This window comes from Segatella copri (assembly GCF_026015625.1).
GTDB classification, from domain to species: Bacteria; Bacteroidota; Bacteroidia; order Bacteroidales; family Bacteroidaceae; genus Prevotella; species Prevotella copri_H.
The window spans coordinates 349,543-367,305 of the sequence record NZ_JAPDVG010000001.1 but is presented as its reverse complement, the minus strand read 5'-3'; the positions used below and the strand labels follow the sequence as shown (position 1 = coordinate 367,305).

The following is a 17,763-nucleotide window of genomic DNA, read 5'->3' as shown; positions in this document are numbered from 1 at the left end:
TAAATGGACAGCAAAAAGATTAGAGTGGCCATCACTCACGGAGATACCAACGGTATCGGATACGAACTCATTTTTAAGGCATTCAGTGAGCCAGAGATGTTGGAGTATTGTACCCCTATCATCTACGGTTCGCCTAAAGTAGCAGCTTATTACCGCAAGGCGATGAATCTGCCTGCCCAGTTCTCCATCATCCAGAAAGCAGAAGATGCTGAAGATGGAAGAATCAACCTCCTGCCAGCCGTAGACGAGGAGGTAAAGGTTGACATGGGCATGCCTACTCAGAAATCGGGTACGGCAGCCATCAAGGCACTAGACCGAGCCATGACCGACTACCGCGACGAGCTCTTCGACGTGCTCGTTACCGCACCGGTAAACAACCAGAACGCACAATTTGAGGGCTTCCAGTTCAAGGGCCACAAGGAATACATTGAAACTTGCCTGGGCGAAGGTGCCAAGGGCCTTTCCATCCTCTGCGGCGGCGACCTTCGCATCGCATCCGTAACCGGAAAGACTCCGCTCAAGGACGTGCCGGCAGCTATCACCCAGGAGCTCATCATCGAGAAGGTGAAGCAGATGCACACATCACTGAAGCGAGACTTCATGATTACCAACCCGCGCATCGCCGTGCTCGCCCTGAATCCTAGCAACAACGGTGAGGAGAGCTGCGGACCAGAGGAAGCCAGCATCATCATCCCAGCCATTGACCAGCTTGCCGAGCAGAAAATACAAGCTTTTGGTCCTTACCCTGCTGACGAGTTCTTCGGCAACGGCCATTTCGTAGAGTTCGACGGCATCATGGCCATGTATCATGATCAGGCTACTACCCCGTTCCATTCTCTCTACACCGAGGATGGCGTACTCTTTACTGCCGGTCTGCCACTCGTGCACACCGCCGCCAACACCACTCCTAGCTACAGCATCACGGGCTGCAACGAAGCCGATGCAATCTCCTTCCGCCATGCCATCTACTTGGCGCTGGATGCCTTCTGCAACCGCGAAGACTATGATGAGGCCTACGAGAATCCACTGCCTAAACTCTACCACGAGAAGCGTGACGAGAGCGAGAAGGTAAGATTCTCCATCCCTAAGAAAAAGGGATAAGAGAAAGATTCCCTATTCCCGAGAAAAAGCGGAATAAAGAAAGATTCGGGAGGGCAGATGACGCAAAAAAGGCAAATCTGCCCTGTAATCAGACCTCCCGAACGTTAAAATTTAAAAAAAATGCAGATAATTCAGAAAAAATGAGTAATTTTGGCAGCTAAATGGATACTTCCGAACTACAAAAGATAAAACAACGCTACAATATCGTCGGTAACAGCGACGGATTGAACCATGCGCTCGACGTAGCCCTACAGGTAGCGCCGACCGATCTCTCCGTGCTCATCATCGGCGAGAGCGGTGTGGGTAAGGAAATCATTCCAAGGGTGATTCACGACAATTCGCCACGCCGCAGAGAGAAATATTTCGCCATCAACTGTGGAAGCATTCCGGAGGGAACCATTGACAGCGAACTCTTCGGACATGAGAAGGGTTCCTTCACTGGAGCCATAGGCGAAAGCGAAGGATACTTCGGTATTGCCAACAAGGGTACCATCTTCCTCGACGAGGTGGGCGAACTCCCGATACAGACGCAGGCAAGACTGCTGCGCGTGCTCGAGACGGGAGAATACATCCGCGTGGGTGGAACTGAGATAAGGAAAACGGATGTCCGCATCGTGGCAGCCACCAACGTAAACATGCGCAAGGCTGTGAGCGAAGGCCGCTTTCGCGAGGACCTCTACTACCGCCTCAACACCATCCCGATACAGATGCCTGCATTGAGAGAGCGTGGCGACGACATTCTCCTGCTCTTCCGCCTCTTCGCCATGCAGATGGCCGAAAAATACAGTCTGCCTAAGATTTCACTCTCAGATGAGGCCAAGCAGATCATGCTGAAATACAAGTGGCCGGGAAATGTGAGACAGCTCAAGAACATTACCGAACAGATGTCAGTGCTGAGCCGAGAAAGAGAAATCGATGCACAGACCCTCACCCAGTTTATTCCGAGAGATGAGGAGTCTACACAGCTCGCCACCATACAGAAGGATGGCAAGGACGACCATAGCTACGCCAGCGAGCGCGAACTGCTATACAAGATTCTCTACGAACTGAGGGGCAACGTGAGCGACCTGAGACGTGAGATGAACAGCCTGCGCAAGCAACTCGATGAGACACGCCAGTTGGGCGGTACAGGCGGATATGTTTCTCCGGTTCAGCCGAATACCCAGGTAGCTCCAGTATCATCCGTATCTCCGGTTTCATCGGTTTCTCCGGTTACTTCCGTACCTCCGATTACCGATCTCGACGAGCTACAACACATCCGTCAGGAAATAGCTACAGGAGGCATTAGGGGCACTTACAAACCCGAAGCCGAGGATGCTGAAATTGAGGAGATCAAGGAAGAAAACGAGAATCTGAACCTCAGCGACCTTAGCAAGCAGATGATAGAAAAGGCATTGGAGAGAAACAACGGAAACCGCAAGAAAGCGGCAGAAGAACTGGGAATCTCCGACAGAACTCTGTACAGAAAGATTAACAAATATAAGTTATGAAGCATATACGCGCGTACCTATATATAATAGGAGTCACACTGATGGTGGCGGTCATGGCAGCATGCTCCGTGAGCTACAAGTTCAACGGTGCCAGCATCGACTACACCAAAACCAAGACCATACAGATAGCCGACTTCCCTATCAGAAGTTCGTATGTGTGGGGTCCGATGGGTCCGATGTTCAACAACGAACTCAAGGATAAGTTTGCCAGCAACACCCAGCTCATACAGGTGTCACGCAACGGAGACCTGAAGATAGAGGGCGAAATCACCCAATATTCTCAGCGCAACAAGTCGGTTAGTTCTGAGGGATACTCAGCACAGACCGAGCTCAGTATCACCGTAAACGTACGTTTCACCAACACCAAGAACCATGCCGAGGACTTTGAAAAGCAGTTTACATCTGCCAAGACCTACGACACCACTCAGAGCCTTGCCTCGGTGCAGGAAGAACTGGTAACCCAGATTATCAAAGACCTGGTAGACCAGATATTCAACGCTACGGTAGCTAACTGGTAAAGTAAGTGAAGAACGAAAAGTGAAGAGTGAAGAATTCAACGGCTTTACTAATCATAAAGTTCAAAATTCAATGTTCAAAGTTCAAAGTAAAATAAAGTAAAGTAAAGTAAAAATATCGTGGAATTAAGCAGATTGATACAACACCCGGAGGAAATGAACCGAGAGACGCTCTACGACTTGCGCGCCCTCTTGGCCTTATATCCGTATTATCAGACGGCACGCCTGCTGATGTTGAAGAATCTGTACCTGCTCCACGACCCGAGTTTCGACGAAGAACTGCGCCGTGCAGCCATCTACATCACCGACCGTAAGATTATCTTCGAGATGGTAGAGGCAGCCCACTATCAGATAAAAAACGCCCCTGAAGAGGCTGAATCCAACAAGCAGCAAGGCGTAAGAGGAATAGGAGCAGAAAAACACGGGGACCGTACTAGTGACCTCATCGACCACTTCCTGGGATCCATTCCTATGGAAGAAGACGAAGAAGAGAAGAAGGAGAAACGTAAGCCTACACCTGCTGACGCGGCTGTAGACTATGTGGCTTATCTCATGGAGACCGAAGACCAGCAGGAGCCAGAAGATACTTCGCGCACCATGAGTCTCATCGACGACTTTATGGAGGATGGCGGTTTCAAACTGCCTAAAATCCAGCAGGACGAAGATTACAAACCAGAATTTACTCCCGAACTTCAGACCGATTCCGGCAAGGATGGCGAAGAGGAAAACAGCGGTGTATTCACCGAAACCCTCGCCCGCATCTACATCAAGCAGGGCAAGTATCAGAGGGCTTACGAAATCATCAGCCGCCTGCATCAGCAGCATCCTGACAAGAACGGATATTATGTTGACCAGCTCAGATTCCTTGAGAAACTGATGCTGAACAGCAAGAAGAAATAAAGAAGAATAATAAATAAATAAAACTAGTTTTAAAAAATGGCTTACACATTATTAGTAGTATTAATCGTCCTGGTAGCTATCCTGATGATTTTCATCGTGCTCATCCAGGAATCAAAGGGAGGTGGACTTGCAAGTAACTTCTCTTCAACCAACTCAATCATGGGTGTTCGCAAGACCACTGACATTGTTGAGAAATTAACATGGGGCCTCGCTGCAGCCTTGGTTGTCATCAGCGTGGCATGTGCTTATGTAGCCCCTCAGGCAGCTGGCGAAAGCAGTGTTTTGGAGGGAGCCACTCAGGAGCAGACCGCTCTTCCTGCTATGCCAGGTGCTAGCAAGGATGCAGCAGCAGGTGCTCAGAAGGCTGTTCCTGCAGCTGGTGCAGATGCCCAGAAGGCAGCTCCAGTTGTTCCAACAAGCCCTGCAAAATAAAAAATAAGAAAAAAGGTACGAAAAAATTTGGTAGAACCATTTTTTTTTCGTACCTTTGCACCCGCTTAACAAGAATATGGTGGACGTAGTTCAGTTGGTTAGAGCGTCAGATTGTGGTTCTGAATGTCGTGGGTTCGAGTCCCACCTTCCACCCAACTATTTTTGAAAAAGCAAAACATAACCAATATGGTGGACGTAGTTCAGTTGGTTAGAGCGTCAGATTGTGGTTCTGAATGTCGTGGGTTCGAGTCCCACCTTCCACCCAAGATAAACCCTGCAAGATTCTTTCTTGCAGGGTTTCTTGTTATATATCCGTATTGAGCGGAAATTCTTTTTTGTCATATAAACGAATTGCAATAGTACTTCTTTAAGTATATTATAGACTGAAAACATACAAAAAAGCCTGCTAAGGGAAGAAAATATCCCTCTAGCAGGCATTTCATATAAGGATGAATTGAAAACTTATCTGATTACTTTCACTTCACCATCCTTAGCAATCTTAACGATGCTGGAAGGCTGATGAGGTTTATGCTCCTGACGACGGCTCCAGCAAACATAATCTACAGCATTGAGGATTTCCTCGGAGATGTCGCGATAATTCTGTGCAGCAGGCTCACCACTCACATTAGCACTTGTACTTACAATAGGCTTCTGAAAACGGTAACAGAGTTGTTTGGAGAAAGGCTCATAGGTTATACGCATCGCCAGACTTCCATCCTCTGCTACCAGATTATTAGCCACACCACTCGCATCATCAAGAATAACCGTAGTAGGCTTTACAGGCATGGCAGCATCGATGAAATCCCATGCCACCTGTGGCACATTGCGGAAATAACGCGCCATGCGGTCAGCAGAATCAATCAGGCAGATAAGCGCCTTAGAATCGTCACGTTTCTTTATTTCATAAACTTTCTTTACCGCTTCAGGGTTGGTGGCGTCGCATCCTATGCCCCATACGGTATCTGTAGGATAGAGTATCACTCCACCCTTTCGCATGCACTCTACAGCACGCTTGATGTCTTCATCTACAGTCATAATACTATAAAACTAAAAATCAAAAATCTTTTGAATCTTAAAAATCGTCACTAACATCTTTCTTCAAACACTCATAATAAGCTATGTCCTTCATACCATTGAGAAAAGCAGAAGCATCCATGCGTTTCTTGCCACTGAGCTGCAACTCCTGAATAATGAGCCATTCGTCAAGGCAGGCTACTTGTAACGACTTCCCCTCAACGCGGAGCGATCCCACAGGCGCATCACCACGCTTCATACATGAAAGACGGGTAGAAAATATCTTAAGTACCTGAATTTTCTGTGTACTCTGCTTATGGGATGGATGAGCAGTAGGCTCAGGGAACCTCACGTAATCATCATCGCCCTTAGGATCGTCAAAGAATACTACTGTCTCCTTCTTCTTAATTTCAGTCCATGCACCAGGGTATGGAGAAAGACCGCGGATGAAATCATACACCTGCTTGGCAGGCTTGTGGAAGTCGATGCGGCAAGTATCCTTGAAGATTTTCGGAGCCGGCTTAAGTTCGGCACCCTGTCCTATCATTTCGCTCTGAGGAATGGAACCGATATTGCCATCGGCAGCGATGAGCGCATCAATGGTTTCCAGCGCCAATTCAGCACCAAGATGCATCAACCCGTCATAAACATACTCCACATTTGCCGTCTCCGGAATAGGAAAACGTTTCTGCAGGATGATGCGACCGGTATCAATATCGTGGTCGAGGAAGAAGGTGGTAACACCCGTCTCCTTCTCGCCATTAATCACTGCCCAGTTGATAGGCGCCGCACCGCGATACTGCGGAAGGAGGGCTGCATGTACATTAAATGTACCATATTTCGGCATCGCCCAAACCACCTCTGGCAGCATGCGGAAAGCAACTACCACCTGCAAGTCAGCCTGATAAGAACGCAACTGCTCCACAAAGTCAGGGTCCTTCATCTTTACAGGCTGCAGCACCGGTAAACCATGCTCTACGGCATATTGCTTAACCTGCGAAGGTTGCAGCGTATCCTGATGTCTGCCCACCGGTTTATCAGGCTGGGTAACCACAGCCACCACGTTATAACCGCCCTCTACCAGGCACTTGAGGGATTCTACCGCAAACTCCGGTGTTCCCATGAAAACAATTCTCAAATCCTTCTTCTCCATAAAACAGTAATATTTTAAAATAAAACCAGCAAAGCCGTTGAATGCTTCACTCATCGTTCTTCACTCTTCACTTAAAACTCCTACTCTGCCGACATATCCGCTACAATCTGCCTGTACATGGAATAGATTCTAGTACGGCTGATGTAACCCTTAAGTACGCCTGCCACATCAACCACTGGCAGTTGGGCGGCATCGGTTTTATCAAATTTCTGCATCACCTCGTCCATACTGTCATGTTCGGTAAGAACGGCAGCAGGCTGCATCATCAGCTGACGCACGGTGAAATGCTGATACAGTTCGGTGCGGAAGATGATGTGGCGAATCTTCGTAATATCTATTACTCCCAACAGCACACCCGCCTGATCCAAAACAGGCAGAAAGTTGTTGTTACTGCGACTTATCTCACTCACCAGCTTGCTCATCGGCAGATCCGAACCTACTGGATGATAGTCTTTCTCAATGATATCCTGCATGCCCAGCAGGGTGAGCGCAGCCTTGTCAATATGGTGGGTGAGCAGCTTGCCCTCTCTAGCCAGACGCAGGGCGTAGATGCTGTGACTCTCGAAGATGCTGATGGTGAGCAGCGAAGAGATGCACACTATCATCAGCGGCATGAAGAGCTGGTAGCCGCCCGTGAGTTCGGCGATGAGGAAGATGCCCGTAAGCGGTGCATGCATCACGCCCGTAATGAGGCCCGCCATCCCCATCAGTGTAAAGTTCTGCTCAGGAACATAGACACCTACCTGATTCACATTCCAAAGGCGCGCAAAGAGGAAACCGGCAAAACCTCCGATAATGAGCGAAGGAGCAAAGGTACCACCGCATCCGCCACTACCATTGGTGGCCGAGGTGGCAAAAACCTTGGTAAAGGTTACCAAGGCGATATAGAGGATGAGCAGCTGGTTGTGCCCGTAGAAGAGCGAACGGCTCATCACCTGCCCCCAGTCTTCCACATTCTGTCCCTTCAGCAGCACGTTGACTGCCGTATAGCCTTCGCCATAGAGCGAAGGGAAGAGGAAGATGAGCGAACTCAGAATCAGTCCGCCAAACAGCAGCTTTACGTATGGATAAGGCGAAAGCTTGGCAAAGAAGCCCTCGCATGCCGACATGGTGCGCATGAAATAAAGGCTCACCAAACCGCAAAAGATGCCCAATAACAAGCAGGCAGGCACGCGGTCGAGCGCCCACGGATTGGTAAGCGTAAAATCGAAAAGGCTCTTGGAGCCCATCAGGATGTAGGTAAAGCAAGTAGCTGTTACACAACTGATAAGGATAGGCAGCAAGGAAGCCATGCTCAAGTCTACCATCAGCACCTCAAGCGTAAACACGAGTCCGGCAATAGGCGCCTTAAAGATTCCAGCAATGGCTGCAGAGGCGCCACAGCCCACCAGCAGAATCATGGTTTTCTTGTCCATGCGGAAGATTTGTCCCAGGTTTGAGCCGATGGCCGAACCCGTGAGCACAATAGGAGCCTCGGCTCCCACGGAACCACCGAAACCGATGGTGATACCTGATGCCACCACCGATGACCAGCAGTTGTGGGCCTTGAGCTTGGAATTTTTGGTAGAGATGGCGTAAAGCACACGGGTGATACCGTGGGAAATATTATCTCTGACCACATATTTAATAAAGAGCATGGTGAGGTAAATGCCCACAATCGGGAAGAGCAGGAAGAGCAGGTTATAGGTGCCCTTGTTAAATCCCGAAGTGAGCAGCAACTGTATTTCGTGCACAATGCCGTGCAGGAAATATCCTGCCACCGACGCCAGAAGGCCGATGATAAAAGCCAGGATAAGGGTCATCTGGCGGTCAGAAATATGTTTTTTCTGCCAATCCACCATCTTACTGACCCATCCCTCTTTCTGCCCGTTGTAATCTAGAATTTCTTCATCCATCTTTTTTACATTGATTTAGAATTCCGATGTGAAATGGAACTTGATGTGTTCAAAATCCTGCTGCGCCATGCTCAACACGTAGCCCGAATCGGCAAGAAAGACATCGCGCCCCTCAATATCCTTGGCCATGTACTGGTACTTGCGCTTCTTGAAGTTCTCGAGTTCCTTCTCGTCATCTGCCTCTATCCAGCAAGCCTTGTGAAGATGCACGGGCTCCCAGCGGCACTTGGCGTTGTACTCGTTCTCCAGGCGGTACTGGATAACCTCGAACTGCAGCTGACCAACCGTGCCCACGATGCGGCGGCCGTTGAACTGGTTGACGAAGAGCTGCGCCACACCCTCGTTCATGAGCTGCTCCAATCCCTTCTGGAACTGCTTGCTCTTCATCGGGTCATCATTCTCGATGTACTTGAAAAGGAGTGGAGAGAAGCTTGGCAAACCGCGAAAATGCATCTTCTCTCCCTCCGTCAACGTATCTCCTATCTTGAAAATACCGTTGTCTGGCAAACCTACAATGTCACCCGGATAAGCCTCGTCAATGGTACTCTTGCGCTGTGCCATGAACTGGGTAGGCGAAGAGAAACGCACGTTCTTATCCAAGCGCACGTGGTAATATGGCTGATTTCTCACAAATTTGCCCGAGCATATCTTACAGAAAGCGATGCAGGAGCGGTGGTTTGGATCAATATTGGCTGTAATTTTGAAGATGAAACCACTGAACTTAGGTTCTTCAGGCTTCACCAGTCGCTCATCTGCCTGGGTGGGTCTAGGAGATGGAGCAATATGAACAAAACAGTCGAGGAGTTCCTGAACACCAAAATTGTTCAGTGCCGAACCGAAGAACACAGGTGCTACTTCGGCCGAACGGTAGGTTTCTTCCTCAAACTTAGGGTAAACACCATCTACCAGTTCCAGTTCCTCACGCAGTTGTGCAGCCTCACGTTCACCAACCCGCTCGTCGAGTTCTGAACTTTGGATGTCTACCTCTACCTTCTCGGTAACTCGCTGTTTGTTAGGGGTAAAGAGGTTCAGCTGATGCTCGTAGATGTTGTAAACACCCTTGAAACGGGCGCCCTGACCGATAGGCCAACTCAGCGGGCGAACCTTGATTTTGAGCTCTTCTTCCAACTCGTCAAGCACATCAAACGGGTCGCGTCCCTCACGGTCCATCTTGTTGATGAAGATGATTACCGGGGTATTTCTCATGCGGCACACCTCCATGAGTTTACGGGTCTGTGCCTCCACACCCTTGGCAGAGTCAACCACGATGATGGCTGAATCTACGGCTGTAAGTGTGCGGTAGGTATCCTCGCAGAAGTCCTGGTGACCTGGAGTATCCAGGATATTCACCTTATAAGGTTCTCCCTCCTGTCCGGCAGGGAGATAATCAAATTCCATTACAGATGTAGATACCGAGATACCACGCTGTTTCTCAATATCCATCCAGTCAGAAGTCGCAGTTTTGCGAATCTTGTTATTCTTTACAGCACCTGCCACCTGAATCTGTCCACCGAAAAGCAGAAACTTCTCGGTCAATGTTGTCTTACCAGCATCCGGGTGAGAGATAATGGCAAATGTTCTTCTTCTTTCTATTTCGTTCATCCTGTTGTAAATATATAATAATGTATATTCTTAAAAAGTAATCACTAATAACTAATCCCTACATGTCGTCATCATCAAACTTGAGTCCCTCGGTTCGGTCTTTGATGTAATAATCGCTGAGCAGACCTATGAAAACGGTTATCTCCTTGATGGCCCTTTCGGTTTCGGGCGTAATTTCCTTCTTCTGCAGGCGCAGCATCATCACACCATAGAGAGCATCGAGGCAGGTTTCAATCTCGTTGAGATCCTTGTCGCCCCGCTGGCGCAGCTCTACGATGAAAGGCAGCACCTTGTAATATTCGGCATTGTAGATAGGAAACTTGGTGCTCTGCAGCAGCATGCCGTGCAGATCAATGACGTCCTTCAGTATCACCTTATTAATATTAAGGTGTCCTCCCTCGCGCTTTCCCTCCTCGTTCATCATGCGAATCAGGTTGCCAAACCAGTCGAGTTCTTCCTCGCGCTGCTCGGGTGTAAAGTCGAACCGGTCTACATAATTCTTTTTGATGACAGGCAGCGAGCATCCGTAAGCTCGGATGATGTCCTCAATCTGCCACATATATAATAAGTATTCTGCGATACTTTTCTTTCTTAATTCTTGTGCTACAAACATAAACTTTGAACTGTTAACTTTTGAACTTTATGCTTTGCCTTCTTCTGATTGAAGGGGTGTTTAAAAACCTGTTTAAGGACTTTTAAAATTCCGGCAGATGATACAGATTGAAAATCGTGCCGAAGAGAGCGATGATGGAGAAGATGATGACCACGCTGCCTATTACCTTATTGATAATGACGATGCCGTTGGTATCAAACTTATTCCTAATCTTGTCGACGAGCCAGGTGAGTCCGAACCACCACAGCAGGGCTCCGAAGACGATGCTGAGATACCCTACTCCCATTTCTACCGGCATATCCGGTACGACGAAAGCAAACTGCGCGAAGGTGGCCATGAAGAGGAACACGATGAGCGGATTGGAGAGTGTTACGAGGAACGCCGTGATGCCATTGTGCATCAGGGTACCCTGCTTGTTGCTCGACTTGTGCATGTTCTTCATCGGATCGCTCTTGAAGCAGTAGATTCCGAATACGAGGAGCATCAGACTGCCGAAAATCTGAAGATAGAACTTGTTCTCGGAGTTGCTCACAAAATCCATCACAAAACTCATGCCCAAGCCTGTAAACAGAGCATATACAATGTCGCTGCATGCGGCACCCACACCTGTTACAAACCCATACCAGCGACCCTTGTTGAGTGTACGCTGGATGCAAAGGATGCCTACCGGACCCATAGGGGCTGAGGCAAGAACACCGATGACAATTCCTTTGAATATGAAGTCAAGGATGTTTATCTCAATTGGAAATGCTAAATTCATCTTAGTATCGTTACAATTTCTAACAGTCGGCAAAGTTACAAAATTTTGGGCACAAAGCACAATTTTTTCGCCTAAAAGTTCATTTTATATCCGTTTTTTATATTTTCGGGCACGGATTACACGGATTACGCGGATGTTCTGCATGAATATAAACAGGATTTAGGGCAACAGAGAAACTTCGGACAGCAAATCGTCTAGCAGAAAAAAAGAAAATTAAAATTTTTTATATTTAAAAATAAACGAGATTCAAAAGTTTTCAGTATCTTTGCCGAGAAATAAAATAATTCTAACTAATTTTAAATAATTAACATGACAGATAATACACTTAAACCGTACGTAATAGGCCTTGACCTCGGCGGTACAAATTCAGTTTTCGGCATCGTAGATGCTCGCGGAGAGATCAAAGCAACAACTGCCATCAAGACAGGCGGTTACGGAAAAGTTGAAGACTATGTAAAGGCAGCCGTAGAAGCTCTCCAGCCTATCATTGATACGGTAGGCGGGATTGACAAGATTAAGGCAATGGGTATCGGTGCGCCAAACGCAAACTATTATAATGGAACCATTGAATTCGCTCCAAATCTTCCTTGGGCACACGACGGAGTGGTACCATTGGCCGACTTGTTCAGCAAAGCCCTCGGCGGCTTGCCTGTAGGTATGACCAATGATGCCAACGCTGCTGCGCTCGGCGAGATGACATACGGTGTAGCAAGAGGCATGAAAAACTTCATCGACGTTACGCTCGGTACAGGCGTTGGCTCTGGTATCGTCATCAACGGACAGATGGTTTACGGCTGCGACGGATTCGCAGGCGAATTGGGTCACGTTACCATGGTACGTGGCAAAGAGGGCCGTACCTGCGGATGTGGCCGTACAGGATGTCTCGAAGCTTACTGCTCTGCCACTGGTGTGGCTCGCACAGCACGCGAGTTCCTCGAGAAGAGCGATGAGCCTTCATTGCTCCGCGAGATGAACCCTGAGGATATTACATCTTATGATGTGAGCGTTGCTGCAGGCAAGGGCGACAAGCTGGCACTGCGTGTATACGAGTTTACCGGCAAGATGCTCGGTGAGGCTTGTGCTGATTTCGCAGCCTTCTCTTCACCAGAGGCTTTCGTCTTCTTCGGTGGTCTGACCAAGGCTGGCGACCTCATCATGAAACCTATCCAGAAGGCTTATGATGAGCACGTGCTCCGCACCTTCAAGGGTAAGGCTAAATTCCTTGTTTCTACCCTTGATGGTAGTTCTGCTGCCGTACTCGGTGCGAGTGCTGTGGCTTGGGATATGTAAATATTTTTAAAGATTAAGAAGGTTATTAGAGACCTTTCCTTTATTGGGAAAGGTACTCTTTCAGGTTAGATTCCACTCGTGAAACTCGTGAGAGGATTGTAGCAAGAATTAAAATTGTTAATTGTAAAAGCCTGGCACTCGAGAGAGCGTCAGGCTTTGCTTTTTCTTATCATAAAACAAAAAAAACTCAACAACCACCATGCGGTCATGGTGGTCATTAAAGTAATTGGTCATTAAGGTCATTAAGCTTTTTCCAACCAGTTTCTCACCATCTTCTTGCCGTCTGGCGTCAGCACGCTTTCCGGATGAAACTGTATACCATGAATATCATAGTTCTTATGCTTCAGACCCATGATGCAACCATCATCGCTTACGGCCGTAACGTCCAGGCAGTCAGGGAATCCCGAGCGGTCTACCACCCAAGAGTGGTATCTGCCAATCTCTATGCGCTTGTCCAACCCGTCGAAAATAACATCGTTGCCAAACTGGGTGCAAGGGGTTGCCACTCCATGATACACCTCAGAAAGATTGGTAAGCTTGGCTCCAAACGCCTCGCCTATGGCCTGATGACCCAGACATACGCCCAGCATCGGCTTGCGGCCTGCATACTTGCGGATAACATCCATCAGCAGTCCCGCCTCCGACGGAATGCCCGGACCCGGACTCAGAATGATCTTGTCGAAGCGCTCCAGCTCCGGCAACTGGAACTGGTCGTTGCGGAACACCGTAACGTCAGCTCCCAACTCCTTTACCAGATGGGCCAGATTATAGGTAAAGGAATCGTAATTATCAATGATTACTACTTTCATCTTTTGTCAATGTTAAATGTTAAATTAGAGCTTCTCTGCAATGTGAATCGCCTTGGTCAGCGCACCGAGCTTGTTGTTACACTCTTCTAGCTCATACTCATCATTGCTCTTTGCCACTACTCCACTACCCGCCTGGAACCAGAGTTCGCCGTTTCGGCTAATGAAGGTACGTATCACGATGGCCTGATTCAGGTCGCCGTTCAGACCGATGAAACCGATACAGCCACCATAGGCACCGCGGTTGTGAGGCTCCAGCTCTGATATAATCTGCATCGCTCTCACCTTAGGCGCACCGCTCAGCGTGCCGGCAGGGAAGGTATCAATAAACTCCTTGATGTGGTCGGCATACTCATCCAACACTCCGCTCACACGGCTCACGAGATGGATAACATGACTGTAGAACTGCATGTCCTTGTAGAAATCTACTTTCACCCCATGACAGTTGCGGCTCAGATCATTGCGCGCCAGGTCTACCAGCATCACGTGCTCGGCATTCTCCTTCGGGTCGTTGCGCAGGAATTCGGCAGCCTTGCGGTCCTGCTCCATATCTCCTGTGCGTCGGGTGGTTCCGGCAATCGGGTCAATGAACGCCTTGTTGCCCACGATGCGGTTATGGGTTTCAGGCGAAGAACCGAAGATGCGGAAACCGCCGAAGTCGAAATAGAAGAGGTAAGGCGAAGGGTTGATGCTGCGTAACGCACGGTAGAGTTTGAAATCATCGCCCTCATATTTCTGTACGAAGCGGCGGCTCACCACAATCTGGAATACATCTCCGCGCAGGCAGTGCTGTATGCATCGGCGTATGTTTGCCTTGTGCTCCTCATCGGTGAGCGTAGAGGTGGTTTCGTCCACCGGGTGGAAATCATAAGGTTTCACATTGGCCTTGTTCACCGCCTTGAGCAGTTCATCGAGCTCTGGAAGTGAAGAGTGAGGATCTTCACTTTCCTGGAGCGCAATGAACTCCATGGTGTTGTTGAAATGGTCGAAGACGATGATGTCCTTATACATGATGTAATAGATGTCGGGCGCATCATTCTTCTCCATGGTGGTATCCTTGACAGGGATGTTCTCAAAATATCTCACCGCATTGAAGGTGGTGAATCCGTAGAGTCCGCAGAACTCCTTGCTCTCGCCCTCTACATGGAAGGAAGAGATGAAGTCGTTGATACTCTTTGAGATGGCGAGTTTGCACTCCTCACCCTGACCGGCACCGAAGGCCGGAAGCTGCTCTTTCTCTACTCTTCCGTCGGGATAGGTCTTGATGACCTCACCATGACTCACGGCGATGCTTGCCAGCGGATGCACACCGATGAAGGAGCGCGAATTCTCGGAGCCATGATAGTCGGAACTCTCCATCAGAGCCGACTGCGGATAAATATCTCTCAGTCGCATGTAGACTCCTACCGGCGTATAGAGGTCGGCGAGAATCTTGCGGGTAACTGTCTTGTAACTAAACTTTGCCATTTTAAAAATTAAATCTTTGCTATTAGAAGTTTCCGTACTCTCCCGCCATTTCCTTGTGCGCGAGATAGGTTTCTACATCCTTGTCGCCACGGCCTGATACGGTGAGCACCACCACATCATCCTTCTTGAACTTCATCTTCTTCAGGGCTGCCACGGCGTGCGCACTCTCAATAGCCGGAATGATGCCCTCCATGCGGGTGAGCTCGTAACCGGCGTAGATAGCCTCATCGTCCTTGATGGCGAGCACATGACTCCTGCCCGATGTGGCAAGGTCGGCGTGCATAGGGCCGATGCCCGGATAGTCGAGACCGGCACTGATGGTAAAGGCTTCCTCTATCTGTCCGTCCTCGGTCTGCATCACAAGGGTGCGTGCACCGTGGATGATGCCTTCTGTACCGCAGTGCATGGTGGCAGCGGTGTAGTCGGTATCTATTCCGTGACCGGCAGCCTCAGCCAGGTAAATCTTCACGCGGTCATCATCAATGTAGTGGTAGATGGTTCCGGCAGCGTTGCTTCCGCCACCCACACAGGCGATGAGGTAATCAGGATAGTCGCGGCCATTCTTCTCCTCAAGCTGCCATTTCAGTTCTTCAGAGATTACGCTCTGCATCTTGGCAACAATGTCTGGATAAGGGTGCGGACCCATGGTAGAACCTACGATATAGAAGGTATCCTGTGGGTGGCAGCACCAGTCACGTATGGCCTCAGAGCAGGCATCGCTCAAGGTCATATTGCCGGTGCGCACAGGGTTCACCTTGGCTCCCAGCATCTTCATACGCTCTACGTTGGTATGCTGGCGTTCCACATCGGTGGCACCCATGAAAATTTCGCACTTCATGTTCATCAGGGCGCATACCGTAGCTGTAGCCACACCGTGCTGTCCGGCTCCGGTTTCGGCAATGATGCGGGTCTTGCCCATCTTCTTGGCCATGAGAATCTGACCGATGGTGTTGTTAATTTTGTGTGCACCGGTATGGTTCAGGTCCTCGCGCTTCAGATAGAGCTGGCATCCGTACTTCTCGCTCATGCGCTTGGCATAATAAAGAGGTGAAGGACGGCCCACATAATCTTTGAGCAGCGCACGGTATTCCTTCTTGAACTCCTCGCTCTCAATGATTGGCTTGTAAGCCTGCTGCAACTCGGTTACACATTTATATAATATCTCAGGAACATACGCTCCTCCGAATTTTCCAAAAAATCCTTTTTCGTCAACTTGATACATAATACTTAGTTTATAATTTATTATTTATAGTTTATAGAGCAAGCCTGCTATACGGCGAAGCCGCTGTTAACTATCAACTACTTTTCGAGGCACTCAAAAAGCCCATCTAAAGCCTTATCCGGATCACCGGTTTCATTGAGCAGGGTTACAAACTTGCTGCCGATGATGGCTCCCGCCGCATTATCCTGCGCACTGGTAAGGGTCTGCTTGTTGCTGATGCCGAAACCTATCATGCGTGGATTGCGCAGATTCATGCTGTTGATGTGGTTGAAATAAGCCAGCTTGGCATCGCCGAAACTGCTCTGGGCGCCCGTGATGCTTGCCGAACTGACCATGTAGATGAATCCATCGGTATGCTCATCGATGAAACGGATGCGCTCCTCGCTGGTTTCTGGCGTAATCATCATGATGACACGGATGTCATACTTGTCGGCTATGGGTTTTACCACCTTCAGATAATCATCAAAGGGAAGGTCTGGGATGATGGTGCCGCTCACTCCACTCTCTACGCAGCTCTTGAAGAAAGCCTCAATGCCGTAGTGCATGATTGGGTTCAGATAACCCATCAGCACGAGTGGAAGCTGCACTTCATCCTTGATTTCCTTCAGCTGGGCGAAGAGTTTCTTCACCGTCATTCCGTTCTTCAGAGCCACGGTTCCGGCACTCTGGATAACAGGACCATCAGCCAACGGATCACTGAAAGGGATTCCTACCTCAATCATATCTATCCCCTTGCGCTCCATCGCCTTAATTACATCACCGGTACCTTCCAAAGTTGGGCATCCGGCGCAGAAATACAAGCTCAAAAGCTTGCGGTCTTTATTGTTTGCAAATAATGCATTTATCTTATTCATTTTTTTACTTTTTTATTTTTTTACCTTTTTACTTTTTTACCTTTAAAAGGAATTCCTTGAGTTTCTCTACATCCTTCAGTCCCGGTTCTATCTCAAACCTGGAATTGAGGTCGATTCCTACGCATCGGGGATGATGGAAAGACAGGATACGGGAAGCATCTTCCGGACCTATGCCGCCACTCAACAGGAATGGAACATCGCCATCATATTCATCCAGTACCTGCCAGTCAAACTGCTGACCACTTCCGCCCACTGTCTTACATTTGGTGTCGAAAAGGAAGTAGTCAACAGCGCCTACATACTCCTTATATTTCAGAATGTCCCCGGCAGTGGAAACACTAATGGCTTTGATTATCTTCATATTCCCCTTTGCTGCACGCAGCTGCTCACACAGTTCCCTGCTCTCACTTCCATGCATCTGCACCGCATTCAGAGAGAATGAATGAATCTTATCCAACATATTGGAAATGGAATCATTCACGAAGACTCCCACTCGGCACACATTGCGGTCAGCATCAGAGCGAGCCAGCACATGACTGGCATACCGTGGAGACTTAGGATAAAAGATAAATCCCATCATATCAACGCCGAGTTGCGCAACCTGCTTTACATTACCAGGTTCACGCATTCCACAAACCTTTACTAACAT

At 48.7% G+C, this 17,763-nt stretch carries 17 protein-coding genes and 2 tRNA genes; 8 read left to right on the top strand and 11 right to left on the bottom strand.

Translation table 11 applies throughout. The features are described 5' to 3' along the window. Window positions 1-3: 3 nt before the first annotated feature. From ONT19_RS01720 to ONT19_RS01690, 7 genes are all read left to right on the top strand, one after another. Window positions 4-1,101 carry a PdxA family dehydrogenase gene (locus ONT19_RS01720; protein WP_264952438.1) on the top strand — a complete coding sequence of 366 codons (1,098 nt, stop codon included), beginning with the start codon at window positions 4-6 and terminating at the stop codon, window positions 1,099-1,101. A 161-nt stretch (window positions 1,102-1,262) separates the two neighbouring features. Beyond that, entirely contained in the window at window positions 1,263-2,591 is a 1,329-nt protein-coding gene (locus tag ONT19_RS01715; RefSeq protein ID WP_264952439.1) for a sigma-54 interaction domain-containing protein, read from the top strand. After that, a complete protein-coding gene (locus ONT19_RS01710) occupies window positions 2,588-3,109 on the top strand; it encodes an LptE family protein (protein WP_006846339.1) in 522 nt (173 codons plus the stop codon). The genes ONT19_RS01715 and ONT19_RS01710 overlap by 4 nt, the downstream gene beginning before the upstream one ends. A 117-nt stretch (window positions 3,110-3,226) precedes the next feature. Continuing rightward, a complete protein-coding gene (locus ONT19_RS01705) occupies window positions 3,227-4,006 on the top strand; it encodes a hypothetical protein (protein WP_022121009.1) in 780 nt (259 codons plus the stop codon). A gap of 36 nt (window positions 4,007-4,042) precedes the next feature. Further along, window positions 4,043-4,438, top strand: coding sequence for a preprotein translocase subunit SecG (gene secG / locus ONT19_RS01700; protein ID WP_006846337.1), 396 nt, complete (start codon window positions 4,043-4,045; stop codon window positions 4,436-4,438). Between the two features lie 78 nt (window positions 4,439-4,516). Then, window positions 4,517-4,592, top strand: a tRNA-His gene (locus ONT19_RS01695). 34 nt (window positions 4,593-4,626) lie between these two features. Then, window positions 4,627-4,702 (top strand) — tRNA-His (locus tag ONT19_RS01690). A gap of 198 nt (window positions 4,703-4,900) precedes the next feature. Here ONT19_RS01690 and ONT19_RS01685 read toward each other — a convergent pair. The 6 genes from ONT19_RS01685 to ONT19_RS01660 form a co-directional block, all read right to left on the bottom strand. Further along, window positions 4,901-5,473: an L-threonylcarbamoyladenylate synthase gene (locus ONT19_RS01685; protein WP_118253812.1), complete on the bottom strand. Its 573-nt coding sequence runs from the start codon at window positions 5,471-5,473 to the stop codon at window positions 4,901-4,903. Window positions 5,474-5,510: 37 nt separating this feature from the next. Further along, window positions 5,511-6,605 (bottom strand): methionyl-tRNA formyltransferase, encoded by a 1,095-nt coding sequence (gene fmt, locus ONT19_RS01680; RefSeq protein ID WP_215652391.1) that lies wholly within the window; start codon window positions 6,603-6,605, stop codon window positions 5,511-5,513. Window positions 6,606-6,685: 80 nt separating this feature from the next. Beyond that, entirely contained in the window at window positions 6,686-8,500 is a 1,815-nt protein-coding gene (locus tag ONT19_RS01675; protein ID WP_437183490.1) for a chloride channel protein, read from the bottom strand. A gap of 15 nt (window positions 8,501-8,515) precedes the next feature. Beyond that, window positions 8,516-10,102 carry a peptide chain release factor 3 gene (locus ONT19_RS01670; RefSeq protein WP_153094468.1) on the bottom strand — a complete coding sequence of 529 codons (1,587 nt, stop codon included), beginning with the start codon at window positions 10,100-10,102 and terminating at the stop codon, window positions 8,516-8,518. Between the two features lie 58 nt (window positions 10,103-10,160). Continuing rightward, a complete protein-coding gene (locus tag ONT19_RS01665; protein ID WP_006846332.1) occupies window positions 10,161-10,715 on the bottom strand; it encodes a DUF4924 family protein in 555 nt (184 codons plus the stop codon). Window positions 10,716-10,797: 82 nt separating this feature from the next. Beyond that, on the bottom strand, window positions 10,798-11,475 hold the full coding sequence (locus ONT19_RS01660; RefSeq protein WP_118253816.1) for a LysE family translocator: 678 nt from the start codon (window positions 11,473-11,475) through the stop codon (window positions 10,798-10,800). 309 nt (window positions 11,476-11,784) lie between these two features. Between ONT19_RS01660 and ONT19_RS01655 the strand changes: the two genes are divergently transcribed. After that, window positions 11,785-12,765 carry an ROK family protein gene (locus tag ONT19_RS01655; protein WP_118253817.1) on the top strand — a complete coding sequence of 327 codons (981 nt, stop codon included), beginning with the start codon at window positions 11,785-11,787 and terminating at the stop codon, window positions 12,763-12,765. 242 nt (window positions 12,766-13,007) lie between these two features. On the opposite strand, the gene ONT19_RS01650 is transcribed toward ONT19_RS01655, so the two are convergent. From ONT19_RS01650 to ONT19_RS01630, 5 genes are all read right to left on the bottom strand, one after another. Further along, on the bottom strand, window positions 13,008-13,574 hold the full coding sequence (locus ONT19_RS01650; RefSeq protein WP_118079021.1) for an anthranilate synthase component II: 567 nt from the start codon (window positions 13,572-13,574) through the stop codon (window positions 13,008-13,010). Window positions 13,575-13,598: 24 nt separating this feature from the next. After that, window positions 13,599-15,038 (bottom strand): anthranilate synthase component I family protein, encoded by a 1,440-nt coding sequence (locus tag ONT19_RS01645; RefSeq protein WP_264952440.1) that lies wholly within the window; start codon window positions 15,036-15,038, stop codon window positions 13,599-13,601. Between the two features lie 22 nt (window positions 15,039-15,060). Next, a complete protein-coding gene (gene trpB, locus ONT19_RS01640) occupies window positions 15,061-16,260 on the bottom strand; it encodes a tryptophan synthase subunit beta (protein WP_264952441.1) in 1,200 nt (399 codons plus the stop codon). Window positions 16,261-16,337: 77 nt separating this feature from the next. Beyond that, a complete protein-coding gene (trpA, locus tag ONT19_RS01635) occupies window positions 16,338-17,114 on the bottom strand; it encodes a tryptophan synthase subunit alpha (RefSeq protein WP_118253821.1) in 777 nt (258 codons plus the stop codon). 28 nt (window positions 17,115-17,142) lie between these two features. Then, the gene (locus tag ONT19_RS01630; protein ID WP_119237142.1) at window positions 17,143-17,763 is read right to left on the bottom strand and encodes a phosphoribosylanthranilate isomerase; all 621 of its coding nucleotides are present in this window, start codon (window positions 17,761-17,763) and stop codon (window positions 17,143-17,145) included.

Bases quoted from the DNA above. Each gene is read 5' to 3' on its own strand.
- ONT19_RS01720 (WP_264952438.1), top strand. From the start codon at position 4: ATGGACAGCAAAAAGATTAGAGTGGCCATCACTCACGGAGATACCAAC.
- ONT19_RS01715 (WP_264952439.1), top strand. From the start codon at position 1,263: ATGGATACTTCCGAACTACAAAAGATAAAACAACGCTACAATATCGTC.
- ONT19_RS01710 (WP_006846339.1), top strand. From the start codon at position 2,588: ATGAAGCATATACGCGCGTACCTATATATAATAGGAGTCACACTGATG.
- secG (WP_006846337.1), top strand. From the start codon at position 4,043: ATGGCTTACACATTATTAGTAGTATTAATCGTCCTGGTAGCTATCCTG.
- ONT19_RS01685 (WP_118253812.1), bottom strand. From the start codon at position 5,473: ATGACTGTAGATGAAGACATCAAGCGTGCTGTAGAGTGCATGCGAAAG.
- fmt (WP_215652391.1), bottom strand. From the start codon at position 6,605: ATGGAGAAGAAGGATTTGAGAATTGTTTTCATGGGAACACCGGAGTTT.
- ONT19_RS01675 (WP_437183490.1), bottom strand. From the start codon at position 8,500: ATGGATGAAGAAATTCTAGATTACAACGGGCAGAAAGAGGGATGGGTC.
- ONT19_RS01670 (WP_153094468.1), bottom strand. From the start codon at position 10,102: ATGAACGAAATAGAAAGAAGAAGAACATTTGCCATTATCTCTCACCCG.
- ONT19_RS01665 (WP_006846332.1), bottom strand. From the start codon at position 10,715: ATGTTTGTAGCACAAGAATTAAGAAAGAAAAGTATCGCAGAATACTTA.
- ONT19_RS01660 (WP_118253816.1), bottom strand. From the start codon at position 11,475: ATGAATTTAGCATTTCCAATTGAGATAAACATCCTTGACTTCATATTC.
- ONT19_RS01655 (WP_118253817.1), top strand. From the start codon at position 11,785: ATGACAGATAATACACTTAAACCGTACGTAATAGGCCTTGACCTCGGC.
- ONT19_RS01650 (WP_118079021.1), bottom strand. From the start codon at position 13,574: ATGAAAGTAGTAATCATTGATAATTACGATTCCTTTACCTATAATCTG.
- ONT19_RS01645 (WP_264952440.1), bottom strand. From the start codon at position 15,038: ATGGCAAAGTTTAGTTACAAGACAGTTACCCGCAAGATTCTCGCCGAC.
- trpB (WP_264952441.1), bottom strand. From the start codon at position 16,260: ATGTATCAAGTTGACGAAAAAGGATTTTTTGGAAAATTCGGAGGAGCG.
- trpA (WP_118253821.1), bottom strand. From the start codon at position 17,114: ATGAATAAGATAAATGCATTATTTGCAAACAATAAAGACCGCAAGCTT.
- ONT19_RS01630 (WP_119237142.1), bottom strand. From the start codon at position 17,763: ATGTTAGTAAAGGTTTGTGGAATGCGTGAACCTGGTAATGTAAAGCAG.